Source organism: Pseudobutyrivibrio sp. OR37 (genome assembly GCF_900113655.1).
In the GTDB taxonomy this organism is placed as follows: Bacteria; Bacillota; Clostridia; order Lachnospirales; family Lachnospiraceae; genus Pseudobutyrivibrio.
Genome location: NZ_FOQF01000007.1, coordinates 53,850 through 73,176, shown reverse-complemented (window position 1 = coordinate 73,176; position 19,327 = coordinate 53,850). Strand labels below are relative to the sequence as shown.

General features: G+C 39.1%; 16 protein-coding genes. 15 read left to right on the top strand and 1 reads right to left on the bottom strand.

The features are described 5' to 3' along the window. The first annotated feature begins 51 nt into the window (after positions 1–51). The 7 genes from BM097_RS05120 to BM097_RS05090 all read left to right on the top strand — a co-directional run bounded on the left by BM097_RS05120 (position 52) and on the right by BM097_RS05090 (position 7,364). The gene (locus BM097_RS05120; protein WP_090546569.1) at positions 52–375 is read left to right on the top strand and encodes a DUF6145 family protein; all 324 of its coding nucleotides are present in this window, start codon (positions 52–54) and stop codon (positions 373–375) included. Beyond that, positions 375–1,145 (top strand): type III pantothenate kinase, encoded by a 771-nt coding sequence (locus BM097_RS05115; RefSeq protein WP_090546567.1) that lies wholly within the window; start codon positions 375–377, stop codon positions 1,143–1,145. The genes BM097_RS05120 and BM097_RS05115 overlap by 1 nt, the downstream gene beginning before the upstream one ends. After that, a complete protein-coding gene (dusB, locus tag BM097_RS05110; RefSeq protein WP_177197375.1) occupies positions 1,145–2,128 on the top strand; it encodes a tRNA dihydrouridine synthase DusB in 984 nt (327 codons plus the stop codon). The genes BM097_RS05115 and dusB overlap by 1 nt, the downstream gene beginning before the upstream one ends. A 101-nt stretch (positions 2,129–2,229) precedes the next feature. After that, positions 2,230–2,709, top strand: a complete 480-nt coding sequence (greA, locus tag BM097_RS05105) for a transcription elongation factor GreA (protein ID WP_090546565.1) — start codon at positions 2,230–2,232, stop codon at positions 2,707–2,709. 115 nt (positions 2,710–2,824) lie between these two features. Beyond that, positions 2,825–4,210, top strand: coding sequence for an MATE family efflux transporter (locus BM097_RS05100; RefSeq protein WP_090546563.1), 1,386 nt, complete (start codon positions 2,825–2,827; stop codon positions 4,208–4,210). 107 nt (positions 4,211–4,317) lie between these two features. Then, complete coding sequence (gene lysS, locus BM097_RS05095; protein ID WP_090546560.1) at positions 4,318–6,342, top strand: lysine--tRNA ligase; 2,025 nt, start codon at positions 4,318–4,320, stop codon at positions 6,340–6,342. Positions 6,343–6,542: 200 nt separating this feature from the next. Next, positions 6,543–7,364 carry a hypothetical protein gene (locus tag BM097_RS05090; RefSeq protein ID WP_090546558.1) on the top strand — a complete coding sequence of 274 codons (822 nt, stop codon included), beginning with the start codon at positions 6,543–6,545 and terminating at the stop codon, positions 7,362–7,364. Positions 7,365–7,965: 601 nt separating this feature from the next. Here the strand turns inward: BM097_RS05090 and BM097_RS05085 are convergent. Further along, positions 7,966–8,211 (bottom strand): hypothetical protein, encoded by a 246-nt coding sequence (locus BM097_RS05085; RefSeq protein ID WP_090546555.1) that lies wholly within the window; start codon positions 8,209–8,211, stop codon positions 7,966–7,968. Positions 8,212–8,508: 297 nt separating this feature from the next. On the opposite strand from BM097_RS05085, the gene BM097_RS05080 reads away from it, so the two are divergent. The 8 genes from BM097_RS05080 to yjeM all read left to right on the top strand — a co-directional run bounded on the left by BM097_RS05080 (position 8,509) and on the right by yjeM (position 19,286). Then, positions 8,509–8,892, top strand: a complete 384-nt coding sequence (locus BM097_RS05080) for a VOC family protein (RefSeq protein WP_090546553.1) — start codon at positions 8,509–8,511, stop codon at positions 8,890–8,892. A gap of 51 nt (positions 8,893–8,943) precedes the next feature. After that, entirely contained in the window at positions 8,944–9,762 is an 819-nt protein-coding gene (locus tag BM097_RS05075; protein WP_242944661.1) for a cyclophilin-like fold protein, read from the top strand. 233 nt (positions 9,763–9,995) lie between these two features. Further along, positions 9,996–11,060, top strand: a complete 1,065-nt coding sequence (locus BM097_RS05070) for a Fic family protein (RefSeq protein WP_090546552.1) — start codon at positions 9,996–9,998, stop codon at positions 11,058–11,060. 40 nt (positions 11,061–11,100) lie between these two features. Beyond that, positions 11,101–11,868 (top strand): nucleoside phosphorylase, encoded by a 768-nt coding sequence (locus tag BM097_RS05065; RefSeq protein ID WP_090546550.1) that lies wholly within the window; start codon positions 11,101–11,103, stop codon positions 11,866–11,868. 162 nt (positions 11,869–12,030) lie between these two features. Beyond that, positions 12,031–12,738, top strand: a complete 708-nt coding sequence (locus BM097_RS05060) for an ABC transporter ATP-binding protein (RefSeq protein WP_177197374.1) — start codon at positions 12,031–12,033, stop codon at positions 12,736–12,738. A gap of 1 nt (position 12,739) precedes the next feature. Further along, complete coding sequence (locus tag BM097_RS05055) at positions 12,740–15,409, top strand: ABC transporter permease (protein ID WP_177197373.1); 2,670 nt, start codon at positions 12,740–12,742, stop codon at positions 15,407–15,409. 117 nt (positions 15,410–15,526) lie between these two features. Then, positions 15,527–17,608, top strand: a complete 2,082-nt coding sequence (locus BM097_RS05050) for a flavocytochrome c (protein ID WP_242944660.1) — start codon at positions 15,527–15,529, stop codon at positions 17,606–17,608. 151 nt (positions 17,609–17,759) lie between these two features. Next, positions 17,760–19,286, top strand: a complete 1,527-nt coding sequence (gene yjeM / locus BM097_RS05045; RefSeq protein WP_090546544.1) for a glutamate/gamma-aminobutyrate family transporter YjeM — start codon at positions 17,760–17,762, stop codon at positions 19,284–19,286. Positions 19,287–19,327: the final 41 nt, after the last annotated feature.

Sequence of the window (19,327 nt, the reverse complement as noted above, 5' to 3'; positions counted from 1 at the left end):
GCTTCCCCCTTTGGGGGAAGCTGTCAGCGCAGCTGACTGATGAGGGTAAATATGGAAGAGAAAGTACTTTGTGGCGCAAGCTGCTACACCAAAAAGTTTTATTTAAATCCTGAATTTGAGGGACTCCCTCCTATGATTAAGGATGAGTTAAAAATAATGTGCGTAATGTACACAGAACAGGTCAGTGGTACTATCCAGATGGTCTATGAGGAGGACGGCTCCCTTAGAATTGATGTGGACCACAACGAAAATGATTTCATGTATGATGAAATCGGTTCAGTTCTGGAAGTAAAGAGAATGCAGCGTGAACGCACAGAGCTTTTCGAAGCACTAGAAACATATTATAAAGTAGTATTCTTAGGGGAGGGCATATAATGCTTCTTACAATTGATGTTGGAAATACAAATATAACAATGGGTGTGTTCGAAGGACAGGAGCTTCGCGGTAATTTCCGTGTCACCACCAAAATCAACAGAACATCAGATGAGTTCGGTATCGTAATCAAAGAAATCCTTCGTTCTAACGATTTGGATGCTAATTGCATCAACGATGTAATCATCGCTTCAGTAGTGCCAAACGTAATGCACTCACTTACAAGCGCAATCATCAAATACTTCGATATTCAGCCTATCATCGTTGAGGCTGGTATCAAAACAGGAATCAGAATTGCAACAGAAAATCCAAAGCAGATTGGTGCAGACAGAATCGTAGATGCAGCAGGTGCTTACGAGCTTTACGGCGGTCCTGTACTTGTACTTGATTTTGGTACAGCTACTACATACGATTTAGTAGATGCAAACGGCGCATTTGTTTCAGGTGTTACAGCACCAGGTATCAGAATCAGCGCTCGTGCTCTTTGGGAGGACGCAGCAAAGCTTCCTGAAATCGAAATCAAGAAGCCTGAAAAGATTCTTGCTAAGGAAACAATTTCTTCTATGCAGGCTGGTCTTGTTTATGGACAGATTGGTCAGACAGAATACATTGTTAAACACATGATAGAGGAGAGCGGTTACGAGAACGTAAAGGTTGTTGCTACAGGCGGACTTGGAAATCTTATTTCAAGCGAGACAAAGTGCATCGATATTTACAATCCAAACCTTACTCTCTATGGTATGAAATTTATTTACGATAAGCAAAAGAGATAATGATAAATAAGTTAAAAATCGGAAACGTAGAATTAGAAAACAATTTGATTTTGGCACCAATGGCAGGCGTAACTGACCTGCCATTTCGTCTTTTATGTAAGGAACAGGGCGCGGCACTTTGCTGCATGGAAATGGTCAGCGCCAAGGGTATTTACTACAACAACAAAAATACCGAAAGCCTTCTTACAGTAGATGAAAGGGAACGCCCAGTTAGCCTTCAGCTGTTTGGCTCTGACCCAGAAATCATGGCAGCCATGGCAGCTAGAATTGAGCATCGCAACTTTGATATTTTAGATATCAATATGGGCTGCCCAGTGCCAAAGGTAGTTAATAATGGTGATGGCTCAGCTCTTATGAAAAATCCAGTGCTTGCTGGCAAAATCATTGAGGGCATGGTAAAGGCCATCGATAAGCCAGTCACAGTCAAAATCAGAAAGGGCTTTGACGACGAGCATATCAATGCAGTTGAGATGGCTCACGTGGCTCAGGAATCTGGCGCAGCTGCAGTAGCAGTTCACGGTCGTACCAGAGAACAGTACTATTCTGGCAAGGCAGATTGGAGCATCATCGCAGATGTAAAGTCTGCAGTATCAATACCTGTTATTGGAAACGGTGACATTCTTGATGCAAAGGATGTTATCGCTATGTCGGAGCAGACAGGCTGCGACGGCTTTATGATAGGCCGTGGCGCCCAAGGTAATCCTTGGATATTCCATCAGATTCTTCATTATTTTGAAACTGGAGAAATGATTGGAAAGCCACCTATGGAGGAGATGGTCAAGACCATGCTTCGCCACGCAAAGCTCCAAATCGAATTCAAGGGTGACTACCTTGGAATAAGAGAAATGCGCAAGCACGCTGCCTGGTACACAGCAGGATATAAGGGCGCCAGCAAGCTTCGTGGCAGAATAAATGATGTGGAATCTTATGATGAGTTAGAGCAACTTTTTGAAGATTTTATGAAAGAATATGCTTGTTCTTGACATCAAAATCTGTGTGGCTTATAATTCACTAAGCTATTGATATATACTGATTCTAAACGGAATCATTCAAAAATAAATCCGAAGGGGAAAGGAACCAAAACATGGAAGCTAAAAAGAATTTACTTACAGCTGAAGGACTTAAGATATTAGAAGACGAATTAGAAGATTTAAAGGTAAACAGACGTAAAGAAGTTTCTCAGAAGATTAAGGAAGCTAGAGAGCAGGGTGACCTTTCAGAGAACGCTGAGTACGATGCAGCTAAGGATGAGCAGCGTGATATCGAAGCACGTATCGAAGAAATCGAGAAAATCCTTAAGAATGCTGAGGTCGTTACAGACGAGCACGATACAAAGAATATTAACATCGGTTGGACAGTTACACTTCTTGACCTTGAGTTTGATGAGGAGACAGAATACAGAATCGTAGGTTCTACTGAGGCTAACAGCCTTAAGGGTAAGATCTCAAACGAGTCTCCAGTTGGTAAGGCAATCCTTGGACACAAAAAAGGTGATACAGTTACTGTTGAAACAGAAGCTGGCGAGTTCAAGTACAAGATTTTAGCTGCAAGCAAGACTAAATAATTAAGTTAAAGTAAGGTCGCAACCGAATTAGGTTGCGGCTTTTTTTATGGGCTTTCACCGTAACAGGTAGAAGCTGTCAGCACAGCTGACTGATGAGGGGAAAAAGGAGGACAAAATGTTAACATCACTAAAAAAGAAGTACATCGGAGACAAAGCCTTCTACAAGCGCTACATCTTCCTTGCAACTCCAATGATTATTCAAAACGCAATTACAAACTTTGTAAGCTTCCTCGACAACATCATGGTCGGTCAGCTTGGTCAGGAAGCAATATCTGCGGTAGCCACAGTCAACCAGCTTAACTTCGTATTTTCGCTGGCTGTTTTTGGTGCTGCATCAGCAGGTAGTATTTACGGCGCACAGTACTTTGGCAAGGGCGACCACAAGGGTCACATGTACACCTTCCGTTTCAAGCTCTATGCCACACTTTTAGCTACATTAATAGGTATATTGATTTTCCTTGGATTTGGAAAAGAATTAATTTCCCTGTTTTTAACAGAAAGTGCCGGAGCATCTCCAGAGCTTGCACTGCAGCTTGGCTTACAGTATCTAAGCATCATTTTAGTGGGCTTAGTTCCATTTGCCGTTAATCAGGCATACGCTACTAACATAAAAGAAACAGGTCAGACGGTGGTTCCTATGGTTGCAGGTATGATTGCCGTTGCAACAAATGCCATCTTAGATTATTGCTTGATTTTCGGCTTCGGTCCATTCCCAAAGCTTGGTGTAGCAGGCGCAGCCATCGCAACAGTTATTGCCAGATATATTGAGGCAGCAATTGTTATATTCTGGGCGCACAGCCACAGAAGCCTCAACAGATATCTTGAAGGTGCTTACTTAGGCTTTGGTATTCCAAAGGATATACTTGGACCTATCATTATAAAGGGCGCACCGCTTATGTTTAACGAAGTTCTTTGGGCAGCAGGCATGAGCGCAGTAACTCAAAGCTACTCAATCAAAGGCATGAACGTACTTACAGCCCTCAGCATTTCAAATACAGTTGGAAATCTTTTCAATATTGTATTTATCCAGCTAGGCGCATGCATCAGCATCGTTGTAGGACAGCACCTTGGTGCAGGTGACCTTGAAGAGGCAAAGGATGCTGATAACAAGATGATAGTTTTCAGCGTATTCTGCTGTACTATTATGGCCATCATCATGTTTGCATTCGGAGGATTGTTCCCACACATCTACAATGTATCTGACGATATAAGAGCACTTGCAACAAAGTTCATTGCAGTTGCAGCAATATGGATGCCATTCTGTTCATTCAGCCATTGCTCATACTTTACACTTCGCTCAGGTGGTAAGACATTAGTTACCTTCCTGTTTGATTCAGTGTTTACATGGGTTGTTATGGCACCACTTGCATTTGTACTTGCTCATTTCACAGGACTTGGAATCGTATGGATTTACTTCTTCGTATGCGGAACAGAGCTTATCAAAAACATTATGGGTTATTTCATGGTGAAATCAAACGTATGGCTTCAGCAGATTGTCTAGCGCTTAGCGGTGGCGGGGGCATACCTTGACAGATTCAAGAAAACTAGACTATAATCAAATAGTTTATGACAAGAAAAATATAGTTTAAGAATAGATAAGGAGATATTATGGCAGAACAGGATATTAACCAGTTATTAAAGGTTCGCCGTGAAAAGCTTTCTGCACTCCAGGAGGCTGGCAAGGATCCATTTCAGATTACAAAGTTCGACCAGACTCATCACAGTGATGAAGTTCGCGCACTTTACGAGGAGCATGAGGCTAAGCTTTTAGCAGGTCGTGCAGCAGTTAACACAGACGGTATGGATGAGGAAGCTGCAAAGCAGGCAATCAACGATGATTACAACGAGCGTCGTGCAATCATGGATGCTCAGCCTATCCACGTTAGTATTGCAGGTCGTATGATGTTCAAGCGTGTTATGGGTAAGGCTAGCTTCTGTAACATTCAGGATTTACAGAACAGCATCCAGGTTTATGTAGCACGTGATGCAATCGGTGAGGATTCATACGCAGATTTCAAAAAGTCTGATATCGGTGATATTTACGGCGTAAAGGGTTACGCTTTTAGAACAAAGACTGGTGAGATTTCTATCCACGCTGAGGAGATTACACTTCTTTCTAAGTCTCTTCAGATTTTGCCAGAGAAGTTCCACGGTCTTACAGATACAGATACACGCTACAGACAGCGTTACGTTGACCTTATCATGAACAAGGATTCAAAGGATGTTTTCATTAAGCGTTCACTTATGATGCGCGAAATTCGTAACTTCCTTGCAGGTCGTGATTTCATGGAAGTTGAGACACCTATGCTTGTTGAAAACGCAGGTGGTGCAGCAGCTCGTCCATTCCTTACACATTACAACGCACTCGGTGAGGAGCGTAAGCTTCGTATTTCTCTTGAGCTTTACCTTAAGCGTCTTATCGTTGGTGGTCTTGAGAGAGTATTCGAAATCGGCCGTGTATTCCGTAACGAGGGTGTTGATGCTAGACATAATCCTGAGTTTACTCTTATGGAGCTTTACCAGGCATACACAGATTACGAAGGTATGATGGAGCTCACAGAGAGCATGTTCAGATATCTTGCTGAAAAGGTTGTTGGTTCTACAAAGATTTCTTACAACGGAGTAGAAATCGACCTTGGTAAGCCATTCGAAAGACTTACAATGACAGATGCTGTTAAGAAGTATGCAGGCATCGATTTTGATACAGTAGCAGATGATGAAGCCGCTAAGGCACTTGCTCGTGAGAAGGGCATCGAATTTGAGGAGCGCCACAAGAAGGGTGATATCCTTAACCTCTTCTTCGAGGAGTTCTGCGAGGAGAATCTTATCCAGCCTACATTTATTATGGATCACCCAATCGAGATTTCTCCACTTACAAAGAAGAAGCCATCTGACCCTACAAAGGTAGAGCGTTTCGAGCTCTTCATCAACGGATGGGAAATGTGTAACGCATACTCAGAGCTTAACGACCCAATCGATCAGCGTGAGCGTTTCGCAGCACAGGATGCTAACGCGGAAGCAGGTGATGATGAGGCAGAGCACACAGATGAGGACTTCCTTAACGCACTTGAAATTGGTATGCCACCTACAGGCGGTATCGGATACGGTCTTGATAGACTTTGCATGTTACTTACAGATAGCGCAGCTATCCGTGATGTATTATTATTCCCGACAATGAAGTCACTTAACCCAGCTAAGGTTTCACAGTCTGCTGGTGATAACAATGGATTCTTTGCTCCTAACTCAAGCATCGATTTCTCAAACGTAAAGATTGAGCCATTGTTCGAAGAGACAGTTGATTTCGACACATTCTCAAAGAGCGATTTCAGAGCAGTAAAAGTAAAGGCTTGCCAGGCAGTACCTAAGTCAAAGAAGCTTCTTCAGTTCACACTTGATGATGGTACAGGCACAGACCGTACAATCCTTTCAGGCATTCATGCATTCTACGAGCCAGAAGAGCTTGTTGGAAAGACACTTGTAGCTATTACAAACCTTCCACCAAGACCAATGATGGGTATCGAATCTTGCGGTATGTTACTTTCAGCAGTTAACAACCTCAAGGATTCAGAGGATGAAGAACTTCACCTTCTCATGATTGACAACCACATCCCAGCTGGTGCAAAATTGTATTAAAACAAAAAAGAGAACATGCGATAGTGTGATAAAAGCATTGAATCTACAATGATTCAGTGCTTTTTTGTTTGTATAAATGAAGCGCCATACAAAGAAAGTTATAAAAGTATTGACAGTTTGCAAATAGGGGGGGGTAGAATAACGGTGTTGGATTTATGTTTGAAATCTCCGCGAGGGGATGAAAGGTAGGTAACAATTTTATGAAAAAGTTTTTATCAAAAGTATTAACACTTGCTCTTGTATGTGCGATTGTTGTGACAGGTACATCAATCACATCTGAAGCAAAGGGTAAGAATTCTGCAAAGAAGGCTGTAGCCACAACTTATAGCACTAACGCTGTAGTAAATGATTTAGTAGCAACAGGTCTCAAGTCTAATGGTTTAGTCATCGGTGGAAAATCATATGATTCACAGCAGTTAATTACTTTAGGTTATGAAGCAAATCCAGCTGTAACAGTATCACCTATGTATGAGTCAAGAACTGAAAATTCTCATATATACTATTGTGGTTTTGAGTTATATGCTGATGGCGCAAAAGGTACAATTGGTTCAACTCCAAAGCTGACTTACGACTCAGGTATGGCTAAAGCTGACTTAGATTGGGATAAAGCTTATGGCTGGATTTCGTTTGGTGAGGACGCAATACTTAACACCGACGGTGTATGGAACAAAGATGCATTTATAGCAAACGGTATTAACACACAGTATATCTGCTCTTGGATGCAGTCACGCGGACTTAATACAGCATCTGATGTTTATAATTATCTTGTCGCTAATGGTGTTACATTTACAGACAAGTCATACACTATTCTCGGTGACAATCCGGTCACTATACAGCGCTTTGTTTGCAATCAGTGTCCAGACTTAAGTTATGAGATTGACACTGCAACCGGTGAAACAGAAATCGGCTATTTCAACGAAAATCAATCATCAGGTGTCAATGGATTTCGTATTGAGTCTTATACAGACGATGGTCGCATTGTAACCAATTGGAATAGCGGACTTAGATACCATAATATCTAAAACTGAAAATACAGGCCTGATACGAAATGTATCGGGCTTTTTTTCTGATTAACGAAGACTCACAAATATGTGAGTTTACGTGGGCCGTCTATATGCGGTTGGAGCACGCACATTGATGCATCCAGCCCCAGATAATGAAGAAAAATAGTCATTTGGTTCGATTGGCGTGCGCATATAGAGGGTCAGACGTAAGCTCATATATTGATTGACTACTTCTAATCTATGTGATAAATCAAGAGAAAGTACATAATTATTTAACTGCTGAATTACTTGTGGAGATATATTTACAGTGATATACTAATGGACGTTGCCACCCCTAGACTAGGCATCAGAAAGGGGGTGCTTCATTGGAAATTCTTATTTCATTTCTAGTTTCCGTTATGGCAAGTATAACAGCCTATTATATTTGCAAATGGTTCGACGGCGACGATAATGGCAATGAGCCTAAGGCATAAGCCACCTTGACCAAAACGGCATAGAAAAAGCTAGGAGTTGCCGCTCCTAGCTTTTTTGCTTCATTGTTGAAACTCTAATTTCATTTCTTGCCTAAGATTATTATAGCAACTGAATTGGATAAGTCAATGAATTATGAATCTTTTTGTTAGTTAATCAGTTCGAAAAAGTCGCAGTTACGAAGAAGAGTTTGATATTTTTCAAGTAATACATAATCCAGAATCATTGAGTTGTATTCCTCGTCTGAGATATGGAATTTTTGCTTGTACTCTTTTGATGGCATATCATAAAAGTCTGAAGGGAAATTAGAAACATATTCATACGCTTCTTTTATAAGAGCAATATTAAGCTCTTTTCCTGTAATAGATTCAACTTGCTTTACAAGTGAGTACAAGATGTACTGGTCAAGCTTGCTAGTGGTAATGTAAATATAGTCATCATCAGATGTATAATTTACCTAAACATACGCAAAAAATACATAAATGCGCAGTCTAAAGTATTTATTAAAGTAAACATACACATAGTAATAGTACTGTGTGTATGTTTACTTTTTTTAATTATATGGCATCATATAGTGTAGAATAGAAAAAAATGGAGTACAATTTATGAAACTATTGAGCACATTGAAGATGGGATAAAAATCGGAGCTATGATTTATTTTGCACTAGATGATGGAACTTGGAGGGACAGTATGAAAATTGAACATATAGCAATGTACGTTGCAGACTTGGAAGGGGCTAGAGATTTCTTTGTTAAGTATCTTGATGGGAAATCTAATGATGGCTACCATAATCCCAAAACTGACTTTAGATCTTACTTCATATCATTTGATGATGGTGCAAGGCTTGAAATAATGAATAAGCCTGATATGTATGAAATAGATAAGCCGATTAACTGCACTGGTTACATTCACATCGCTTTTTCTGTTGGTAGCAAGGAAAAGGTAGATGCTATGACAGAGCAATTAAAATTAGATGGTTATGACATAGTTAGCGGACCACGTACTACAGGCGATGGATATTATGAGAGTTGTATTGTAGGGATTGAAGGAAATCAGATAGAGATTACGATATGATTGAAGGCAGCAATTTACCAATTCAAGCAGGCTATTAAATTGAGGATGACTATGATGAAAAGATTTGCTAAAATCGTGCTTATTTTAATGTTACTAGTATTGACGGGATGCAATAAAGAAAATGAAGAGGAGGCAGCTGTTATAGGTGGGGCTGATGAACCAACATCTATTTATTTAGATGAGAGTAGCAAAGATGATTACACACAGATTGATCAAGAAACTGCAAAGCTTATGATGCAGCAGGATGATGGTCATGTAATTGTGGATGTGCGTAGAGAAGATGAGTATGCCGCAGGACACATTCCAGAGGCAATTTTGATTCCTAATGAAACTATTGGCAATGACCAGCCAGCAGAATTACCTGACTTGAATCAGATTATATTGGTTTATTGCAGAAGTGGGAGAAGAAGTAAAGAGGCTTCACAAAAGCTTGCTAATATGGGATATACTAATGTCTATGAATTTGGTGGAATTATCGACTGGACAGGTGAAGTAGTGACGGATGAAAATGTTGATGAGGTGGAGGAAACTGATGCAATGAAGCTGAAAATTGATGGAACAGAAGTCCCTGTGACTTGGGAAGAAAATGCTTCTGTAGAAGCTTTAAAAGAAATGAGTCCCCTTACAGTGGAAATGTCCATGTACGGCGGCTTTGAGCAGGTTGGTTCCATAGGAAAAAGTATTGTCAGAGACGACAAGCAGACTACAACGGACTATGGTGATATAGTTTTGTATTCTGGAAATCAGATCGTTATTTTCTATGGTAGCAATTCCTGGGCATACACAAGACTAGGTCATATTGATATGACACAGGAAGAATTGACAGATATGCTTGGAAGCAAGGACGTGGCAGTGACGCTGGAAAAATAGGGATGTAAAATGTGCTGAGGTAATTGCATTCTTTTACTACAAAGATGAATTGAAGAAAAAGCAGTACCGAAGAAGATTTTGATAGTAGCACTGCCAACAAGAATCCTACTGCACATGATATCAAGTAGATGAATCAAATATCTGCATATAAAATAGAGAATTATATGCAGATACTGCTTGAGTATCTGAATATTTTTTTGTATATTATATGCAGATACTTGAGGAGGTACAGTATGCATAAATTTGACTATTCATTTTTAGATGAAGGAATGTTGCCTGCTGAAATGGTTAATTTGACAGCATCAATTGCTGCATTTGATGCAATATCATCTGTGAGAAAGGATGAAAATCAAAGTATATATACAGAACTTGAAAAAATCGCTAGAGTGCAGTCTGTAAAGGGTTCTAATGCTATTGAAGGAATCATTACTACTGATGCAAGAATTAAGGAAATTGTAGATGGTGATAGTGCACCATTAAATCATAGTGAATGTGAAATTGCAGGATACAGAGACGCATTAGATGAGATTCATAAGAATCATCAATCTTTGAGCTTTAGTGAAAATACAATTTTACACATGCATCATATGATGACAAATCTAGCTGGTTATGAATTATCCGGAAAATATAAGGAAGAGGATAATTTGATTCTACAAGTTGATGAGAATGGAAGACGAAAAGTACGTTTTACTCCAATTCCAGCAAATGAGACTAATGAAGCAATGGAACAGCTTATATTAGCTTATATAGATGCTAGAGATAATCCTAAAATTAATAGGTTGCTCTTAATTCCTTGTGTAATTTTAGATTTTTTATGTATACATCCATTTTCAGATGGTAATGGACGAATTTCCAGATTGCTATCTATTTTATTACTGTATAAGAGTGGATATGATGTTTGTAAATATGTTTCATTTGAGGAGCAAATTAATAATTCGAAGGATTTTTATTATGAAGCGTTACGTGATTCTTCGCAAGGATGGCATGATAATGAAAATTCCTATTTTGAGTTTATGAAGAATTTTTTATCAACTTTATACAGATGCTATAAAGAACTAGATAAAAGATTCTCGACAGTTAATGGAAAGAAAATTCCTAAAAGCGAAAGAATAGAACAAACAGTTTTAAATAGTGTACTACCAGTGTCTAAATCTGAAATATGTGAATTGCTGATAGATGTTAGTCCAACAACAGTAGAAGCTGTTCTTGGTAAAATGGTAAAGGAGGGCTCTGTAAAAAAGATTGGACAAGCAAGAGCTACAAAGTATGTTAATGCAAAGTATTTAAAGAAAAAATAGCTGTAGTACTGCCCAAATGAGACAGCTAGGGAGAATTAAAATGATTATTAAAAGCGAAATACCAATACTTGAATATGATGACAGTTCAATTGAGGTTATAGCACCAAATCATGACATGGAGGATTTACAGCTTCCTGAAAAGTGCTTATTTGCTTTCCTTGGTGATGTTATTCATGAATATGCAAAAGAGAACAATGCTGACGTTGCAAAGGAACTTATAACAGTTTCGCATAATATCAAGATATATATCCTGCATGATGAAAAAGAAGATATTTGTTTGGTGCAGTCACCAATCGGTGCCGCAGCGGCAGCGCAGGTACTTGATACACTTGTAAGCTGCGGATGTAAGAAGATTATTGCAACAGGTTCCTGTGGTGTACTTGCAGATATTCCAGAGAATGCTTTTCTTGTTCCTATAAAAGCACTTAGAGCAGAGGGAACATCTTATCATTATCTCCCAGCAACCCGCTTTATTGAACTAGATGAAGAACCTGTAAAAGTAATAGAAAGCTGTTTTAAAAAGCACGAGCTGCCATTTGTTACTTGTACAACATGGACTACAGATGGATTTTTCCGCGAAACCAAGGATATGGTTAAGTATCGATTAGAAGAAGGTTGTAGTGTGGTTGAAATGGAGTGCTCTGCCCTTGCAGCCTGCGCTAGAAAGCGAGGCGCATCTTTTGGCCAGTTCTTATTTACTGCAGATTCACTTGCTAATGTCCATGAATATGATACAAGGGATTTTGGCACCAGTTCACACGAGAAAGCATTGCTATTAGGTTTGGATGTGTTAAGAGATTGGGAATAAAGGAGAGAATCAACAAGTGGCAACTATATAACTAGAGTTTGACAAGACTAACCCAAAGATTTAAGATAACAGTGTTATGTAAATAACGCTGTTATCTTTTTTTAGTTAAGGGCTGGTTGGAATGTATTCTTATGTAATTGCTAGATGTTAAGGAGGAGACAGGTGAATAAAGTATCTTTAAGAAATGTATCAAAGGTTTATAACGTGGGCGAGAAGGAATATCGCGCACTAGATCATGTAGATTTGGATATCGAGGAAGGAAAGCTTGTAGTAATACTTGGACCTTCAGGTGCGGGAAAATCTACATTACTAAATCTCATTGGTGGTATGGATGTACCAACAGAGGGAGAAGTAATTGTAAATGGGGAAAACATAACTGGCTACTCTGAGAATAAGCTCAGTGATTTTAGAGCAGAATCAGTAGGCTTTATATTCCAGTTTTACAACATTCTTCCTTCACTTACTGTAAAAGAAAATGTGGAGTTGATTAATGAAATCGTAAAGAATCCATTGGATGCCACAGAAGCACTTGAGGATGTAGGTTTATTGGAGCACATAAATAAGCTCCCTAATCAGCTTTCAGGTGGAGAACAGCAGCGTGTTTCCATCGCCCGCGCTATTGCTAAAAATCCAGCGTTACTATTATGTGACGAGCCAACAGGAGCACTTGACTCTCAGACTGGTGTAATGATTTTAAAGATTTTAAAGAAGCAGACTACGAAGGAAAGAGGTAATAACACAGTTATTATCGTTACCCATAATGCGCTCATTGCGGACATTGCAGATGTTGTTATCCGTGTAAAAAACGGAAAGATTAAGAGTGTTGAAGAGAACGTAAACCCAGCAAACATAGATGAGGTTCAATGGTAAAATGTTTAGAAAAAAATTATTCAGAGAAATAAAAGGAAACTTTGGACAGTTCTTTACTATATTTGCCATGATATTTTTGGCGATTATGGCTTTTTCAGGAATCAGTGCTTTTTCTGATGGATTGAAATACTCATCAGTTGAATTTTACGAAAAGAATAATCTGCAGGACCTATGGCTGTATGGTGAGAACTTTACAGATGATGAATTAGAAAAAATAAAAGCTTTAGACAATGTGGCAGATGTGGAAAGATATCTGTCCATGCAGGGTTCAGTTGATGTAGAAAATACAGATGATTCGGAGATTGAGAATATTCCGGCAGAGCTGAATTTCTTAGACACAGAGGATGCTGAAAAAAATATTTCATCTTTGTATTTAAGAGATGGAGAGGATTACAGCCCAGATAAGGATGGTGTCTGGCTAGGATATTATTTTGCCAAGGCCAGAGATATTCAGGTTGGAGATGAACTTACATTTTATGTTGAAGGCTATGAATTCACAGAGAAAGTTAGAGGAATCGTATCTTCCCCAGATCACGTATATACGGTATCTGACCCAACAGTTATATTCCAGGATGCTGCGGATTTCGGCTGGGCATATTTGTCTATGAATGAATTTCCTAAGGAATATCTTTATGATGAGATTCTTAAGGAAGATGAAATTGTAGAATATCTTGATTCAGTAGATGATATAAAGAAGGCTGTGGATGCTTATTCATCTATGGGAGCTGATATTGAATTTGTTAAAAAGCAGTTGGATATAGATGAAGCTGTGGACCTTGAGACAGCTTTGGATAAAGCTAGCTTGGTAAAGGATAAAAAGGCAGATATATCAGATAAAGAAGCATTTATAAAAGCCGTAGATCCAGATTTTGATATAGAGGAATGTTTTGTTTATCCTAATGCCATAGTTGATGTAGCAGGTGTAGCTCCAAATCCATATATTAAATCAAGTGAATTAGATGAATTTGAAAATAAACTAAAGACAGTTAAAAATGAATTGTACGAGCTGGATGACACATCAATAAGCGCTATAACAGGAAGGGATGTGTGGCAATCTTATGCTAGCTTGAAGGCTGAGTCAGAAGAAGGAGATACATATTCCGGCATGTTTACAATCTTGTTTGTTTTTATTGCAGGACTTTCTGTTGTAACAACAATGAGCCGTTTTGTAAAGAAGCAGCGAGTACAGATTGGTACGCTAAAAGCTTTAGGATTTAGAAATAGAAGAGTTACAATCCATTATATTGCATACGGATTTTGGGTAAGTGTAATAGCGGCAATTTTAGGACTTGCTATGGGAGCCCCTTTGCTTGGACAGCCATTTTTAAATATGGAATTATCCATGTTTGATTTGCCAGAAGCTCACAAAGTTATTCTAAGCAAAAACTATATTCTTGCGGCGGCAATTATTATCGTAATTACGATAATCACATATTATTCTATCAAGACCATTTTGAAGGAATCTGCAGCGCAAACCCTTAGGCTTGAAGTGCCTCATATAAAAATAAAAGCAAAAGAAGGCGGTAAAGGAATCAGCGCAAAGCTTCCATTTTCTGTAAAGTGGAATCTTCGTGATATTTTCAGAAGTAAATCTAGAAGCATAATGGCAATAGTTGGTATTATGGGCTCTACCTTACTTATAGTAATGGCATTTGGCATGCAGGATTCGCTGAATCATTATATGGAATGGGAGTTTGATAAGATACAGGCTTATAAATATAAACTCACGTTATCAGAAAATGTATCTGATGATAGATTGGATGAATTGTTTGATACCTATGGGGATGCAACAAGCCAAACAGTAGCTATTGAATACAAGGATTCAGATGGTAACATCGTCACATCCACCATTACAGTAAATGATTCTGATGGGTATTTAAGAGTATCTGATCATGATACAAACACTTATGATATAAACGAAGGAATCCCAGGAAACACTGATGGTGATATAAATAAAGCAGGGGCTTTATTTGCCACAGAAAAGCTTTTAAAAGAAAATAGTTTTTCATTAGGAGATAAGGTCAAATGGAGAATCATGGGTGAGGATGATTGGTATGAAACCAGCATTGCCGCTGCATATAGAGACCCTCAAAGTCAGCAGTTTTCTATGACAAGGGCCGCATTTGAAGATCTGGGCGAGGAATATGTCTGCGATACCATCTATACAAATGACGACCTTAGCAATCTAACAGATTCAGATATTGATGGAGTATCCACCATTTCATCTATCGAATCTTTGAAAGAGCAGATGAATGTAATGCTTGAAATGATAAGTAGCATGATTATTTTATTAATTGCTATATCAGCCTTACTTGGATTTATTATCATTTACAATATGGGAATCCTTGCTCTCACAGAAAAGATGTATCAGTTTGCAACACTAAAGGTATTGGGATTCAAGTTCAAAAAGCTGGCACTCATTTATACTCAGCAGAATTTATGGCTTACCATAGTTGGAATCATATTTGGTTTGCCATTGGGCTATGAATTCACCGACTGTATGTTTAAATATGCTATTGGCGATAATTATGATTTCTTCGCAAACATTGATATATCTTCATACCTTATTGCTATACTAGGCACTCTTATAATTATGTTTGTAACAAGTATCGCTTTGTCACGTAATCTTAAAAAGATAGATATGGTTGCAAGCTTAAAGGCCAACGAATAACAATATTTTAAAGATTTTTTCGCACAAAGTTCATAGAAATATCAACATTTAGAAGTGAGAACTACATAGAATAGTTCTCACTTTTTGTTATAATTAACGCCAGAGGAGGTATGATATATGAATAGCGATATTATGAGAGTTCGTATACTTAGAGCTTTGGTGTGCGTATTAACTATTGCTTTGTTGACAACTTTAGTTATTAAACCTAAGTTTGACCCATCGGCTAATGGAAGCGCATCAGGTAGCTATACACCAGGAACATATACTGGAGTAGCAAACGGATTTGGTGGAGATGTAGAAGTCACCTTAACAATTGGAGATAATGGCGGCATCTCAAGTGTTGAAATAACAGGAGCAAATGAGACTCCTGAAGTTGGTGGTGCAGCCATCCCAATTTTAAAGGATAGCATTCTTGAGAAACAGTCAGCAGATATTGATGGAGTTTCAGGAGCTACAATCACAAGTACTGCTGTAAAGTCAGCTGCATCTAAGGCTTTAGCACAGGCCGGTGGTTCTGCATCAGCAGAGGGCCCTTCATTTACACCAGGAACATATACTGGTACAGCAAAGGGCTTCGGCGGTGATGTTGAAGTTACTGTTACAGTTAGTGAAAGCACTATTGATGATATTCAGGTAGTAGGCGATCATGAGACAGAGAATATTGGTACTTTTGCAGTATCAATGATGCCAGATCGTATTCTTGAGGCACAGACAACTGATGTTGATGCTGTTGCTGGAGCTACTGTTACAAGTAAGGCAATCTTACTTGCATTACAGGATGCCCTTACACAGGCAGGATGTGATTTGAGCACACTTCCTTCAAAGCCTGCTAAGGATAATGTAGCAAAGACAGACAAGACGGTTGATTGTGACATTGTTATTGTAGGTGCAGGTGGTGCAGGTATGACTGCAGCTATCAATGCAACAGAGCAGGGCAAGAAGGTTGTCGTCCTTGAAATGATGCCTTATGCTGGTGGTAATACAACAAAGGCTACTGGTGGAATGAATGCTGCTGAGACACATTACCAGAAGGAACAGGGCATTGATGATAGTGTTGAGACTTTCATTGAGGATACGATGGAAGGCGGTCACCAGATGAACAACCGCGACCTAGTTACTGTTATGGCTGAGAACTCAGCATCAGCAATCGATTGGCTTGATTCAATCGGAGCTCCACTTCCAAAGGTAGGTTTCTCAGGTGGTGCTACAAATGCACGTATCCATGCGCCAGAGGATGGTTCAGGTGTAGGTGCTTATCTTGTAACAAGATTCCTTAACAAGATGGATGATCTTGGTATCGAGGTAATGTATGAGACTAAGGCCACAGAGCTTATTAGTGATAATGGAACAATCGTTGGTGTAAAGGCTGAAAGCGATGAGTTCAATTATACAATCAATGCTAAGGCAGTTATTCTTGCAACAGGTGGCTTTGGAAACAATCAGGATATGATTGTTAAGTATCGTTCAGATTTGAAGGGTACAGTTTCAACAAGTGCTCCTGGTGCAATGGGTGATGGTATTGTAATGGCAGAAGAGGTTGGCGCTGATTTAGTTGATATTGACCAGATTCAGCTTCACCCTACTGTAGAGCAGGGAACTTCTATGCTTATTACAGAGAGCGTCCGTGGCGATGGTGCTATCCTTGTAAACCAGGAAGGCAAGCGTTTCACAAACGAGCTTCTTACAAGAGATGTTGTATCTGCAGCGGAGCTTGAGCAGACAGGCGGATATGCATATATCATTTTTGATCAGAGATTAAGAGATGGACTTAAAGCTATCGAAAAATATGTTTCAACAGGTATTACTGTTCAAGGTGATTCGATAGAAGATCTTGCTGAACAGATTGATGTTGATCCTTCGGTATTAGCTGAGACAATGAAGACATGGAATGAGGCGGTCGCAAATCAGAACGATGCAGAGTTTGGTCGTGACACAGGTATGGAAAATGACTTAAGTGTTGGTCCATTCTACGCAATCAAGATTGCCCCTGGTATCCACCATACAATGGGTGGTGTCAAGATTGATACTAAGTGTCAGGTAATTAATACTGATGGACAGGTAATTCCTGGATTATATGCTGCAGGTGAGGTTACAGGTGGTGTTCATGGTGGTAACCGAATCGGTGGAAATGCTGTAGCTGATATCGTTGTATTTGGCCAGGTTGCTAGTGATAGCGCTGTAAAATATTGCGATAAATAAATTTTTACACTACTATTTTTACATAAAAGAGATTTATACAATAACATAAGAGATAATGGTGTAGAAGTCTTTCTTAAATCATGATATAATACGTAACGCTGCCGCGTGAATGTGGCAGCGTTATTTTATATTATTAAGGAAGTATTTAGTAATGAAAGAAAAGAAATTAGGACTCATGTCCCTCATACTGATGATTTTCACATCAGTTTATGGATTCAATAATATCCCACGTTCTTATTACTTAATGGGATATGCAGCAATCCCTTGGTTCGTAATTGCAGGAATATTATTCTTTATTCCATTTGCATTTATGGTAGCCGAATTTGGTTCAGCTTTCCGTGAGGAAACAGGTGGTATGTACTCATGGATGGAAAAATCAGTTGGCCCTAAGTACGCATTCATCGGAACATTTATGTGGTACACATCTTACGTACTTTGGATGGTAAATGTTTCATCAGGTATTTGGGTTCCTGTATCTAACCTCATTTTCGGAGAGGATTGTACAGCAAACTGGTCATTCTTCGGATCACAGTTTTTATCAGGTTCTAGATTACTTGGTATCATGGCTGTAGTATTCTTCATCTTTATCACATACTTTGATTCAAAGGGTATTGATAAAATCAGCAAGGTAACATCAATCGGTGGTACAGCCGTACTTGCTATCAACATCATGGTTGTTGTTGGTTCTATCGTAATGATTATTGCAAGACATGGTCAGCTTGAGCAGCCATTTGCAGGTATGGAATCACTTAAGGTTCCACTTAATGTGGCATACCAGGGTAGCCCAATCATGATTCTCTCATTTATCGTATACGCATTATTTGCTTACGGCGGAATCGAAGCAGTTGGTGGTCTTGTTGATAAGACAGAGAATCCTAAGAAGAACTTCCCTAAGGGAATTATCATTGCAGCTATGGTCATTGTAGTTGGTTATGCATTGCTTATTATGCTTGTAGGTTCGTTTACAAATTACAGCGAGGTTCTTGGAGCAGATAACATCACTCTCGGAAATGTTTCATACGTAATTATGTCAAACTTTGCAGCAGCATTTGGTAAGGCATTTGGTGCTACAGAGGCAACACAGATTGTATTAGCACATGGCTTCGCTAGAGTTTATGCTCTTATTATGCTTCTAGCGCTTATGGGAGCTATGTTTACACTTGTTTACTCACCTCTTAAGCAGCTTATCGATGGTACAGATAAAGAGCTTTGGCCAGGTAAGATGGGTGTTATTGAGGCTGATGGTATGCCAAAGAACGCTATGTGGATTCAGTGCGCAATCGTATGTGTAATGATTCTTTTAGTATCATTTGGTGGAGATACAATGCAGCAGTTCTTTGTAATTCTTACTGCAATGGTTAATGTTGGTATGACAGTACCTTACATGTTTATTTCCTTCGCATTCCCTAAATTCAAGAGAATGAAAGGTGTTGACCGTAGCTTCGAGGTTTACAAGTCTCAGAAGTCCGCAAATTTCTGGGGATATGTTGTAACACTCACATTATTATTTGCAAATGTATTTGCTATTATCCAGCCAGCATTAGATGGAGATATTAAAACTACATTTTGGTCATTAAGTGGTCCAGTCATCTTCGGTTTAATTGCATGGGTAATTTACACACGATATGAAAAGAAAAAGGCTGCAAAGTCTAAAGATTCTGTGAAATCAGTTGCGTAAAATCTAAAAAGATTCTATTCTGTAATCAAAGGGATAATAGG

Bases quoted from the DNA above. Each gene is read 5' to 3' on its own strand.
- BM097_RS05120 (WP_090546569.1), top strand. From the start codon at position 52: ATGGAAGAGAAAGTACTTTGTGGCGCAAGCTGCTACACCAAAAAGTTT.
- BM097_RS05115 (WP_090546567.1), top strand. From the start codon at position 375: ATGCTTCTTACAATTGATGTTGGAAATACAAATATAACAATGGGTGTG.
- dusB (WP_177197375.1), top strand. From the start codon at position 1,145: ATGATAAATAAGTTAAAAATCGGAAACGTAGAATTAGAAAACAATTTG.
- greA (WP_090546565.1), top strand. From the start codon at position 2,230: ATGGAAGCTAAAAAGAATTTACTTACAGCTGAAGGACTTAAGATATTA.
- BM097_RS05100 (WP_090546563.1), top strand. From the start codon at position 2,825: ATGTTAACATCACTAAAAAAGAAGTACATCGGAGACAAAGCCTTCTAC.
- lysS (WP_090546560.1), top strand. From the start codon at position 4,318: ATGGCAGAACAGGATATTAACCAGTTATTAAAGGTTCGCCGTGAAAAG.
- BM097_RS05090 (WP_090546558.1), top strand. From the start codon at position 6,543: ATGAAAAAGTTTTTATCAAAAGTATTAACACTTGCTCTTGTATGTGCG.
- BM097_RS05080 (WP_090546553.1), top strand. From the start codon at position 8,509: ATGAAAATTGAACATATAGCAATGTACGTTGCAGACTTGGAAGGGGCT.
- BM097_RS05075 (WP_242944661.1), top strand. From the start codon at position 8,944: ATGATGAAAAGATTTGCTAAAATCGTGCTTATTTTAATGTTACTAGTA.
- BM097_RS05070 (WP_090546552.1), top strand. From the start codon at position 9,996: ATGCATAAATTTGACTATTCATTTTTAGATGAAGGAATGTTGCCTGCT.
- BM097_RS05065 (WP_090546550.1), top strand. From the start codon at position 11,101: ATGATTATTAAAAGCGAAATACCAATACTTGAATATGATGACAGTTCA.
- BM097_RS05055 (WP_177197373.1), top strand. From the start codon at position 12,740: ATGTTTAGAAAAAAATTATTCAGAGAAATAAAAGGAAACTTTGGACAG.
- BM097_RS05050 (WP_242944660.1), top strand. From the start codon at position 15,527: ATGAATAGCGATATTATGAGAGTTCGTATACTTAGAGCTTTGGTGTGC.
- yjeM (WP_090546544.1), top strand. From the start codon at position 17,760: ATGAAAGAAAAGAAATTAGGACTCATGTCCCTCATACTGATGATTTTC.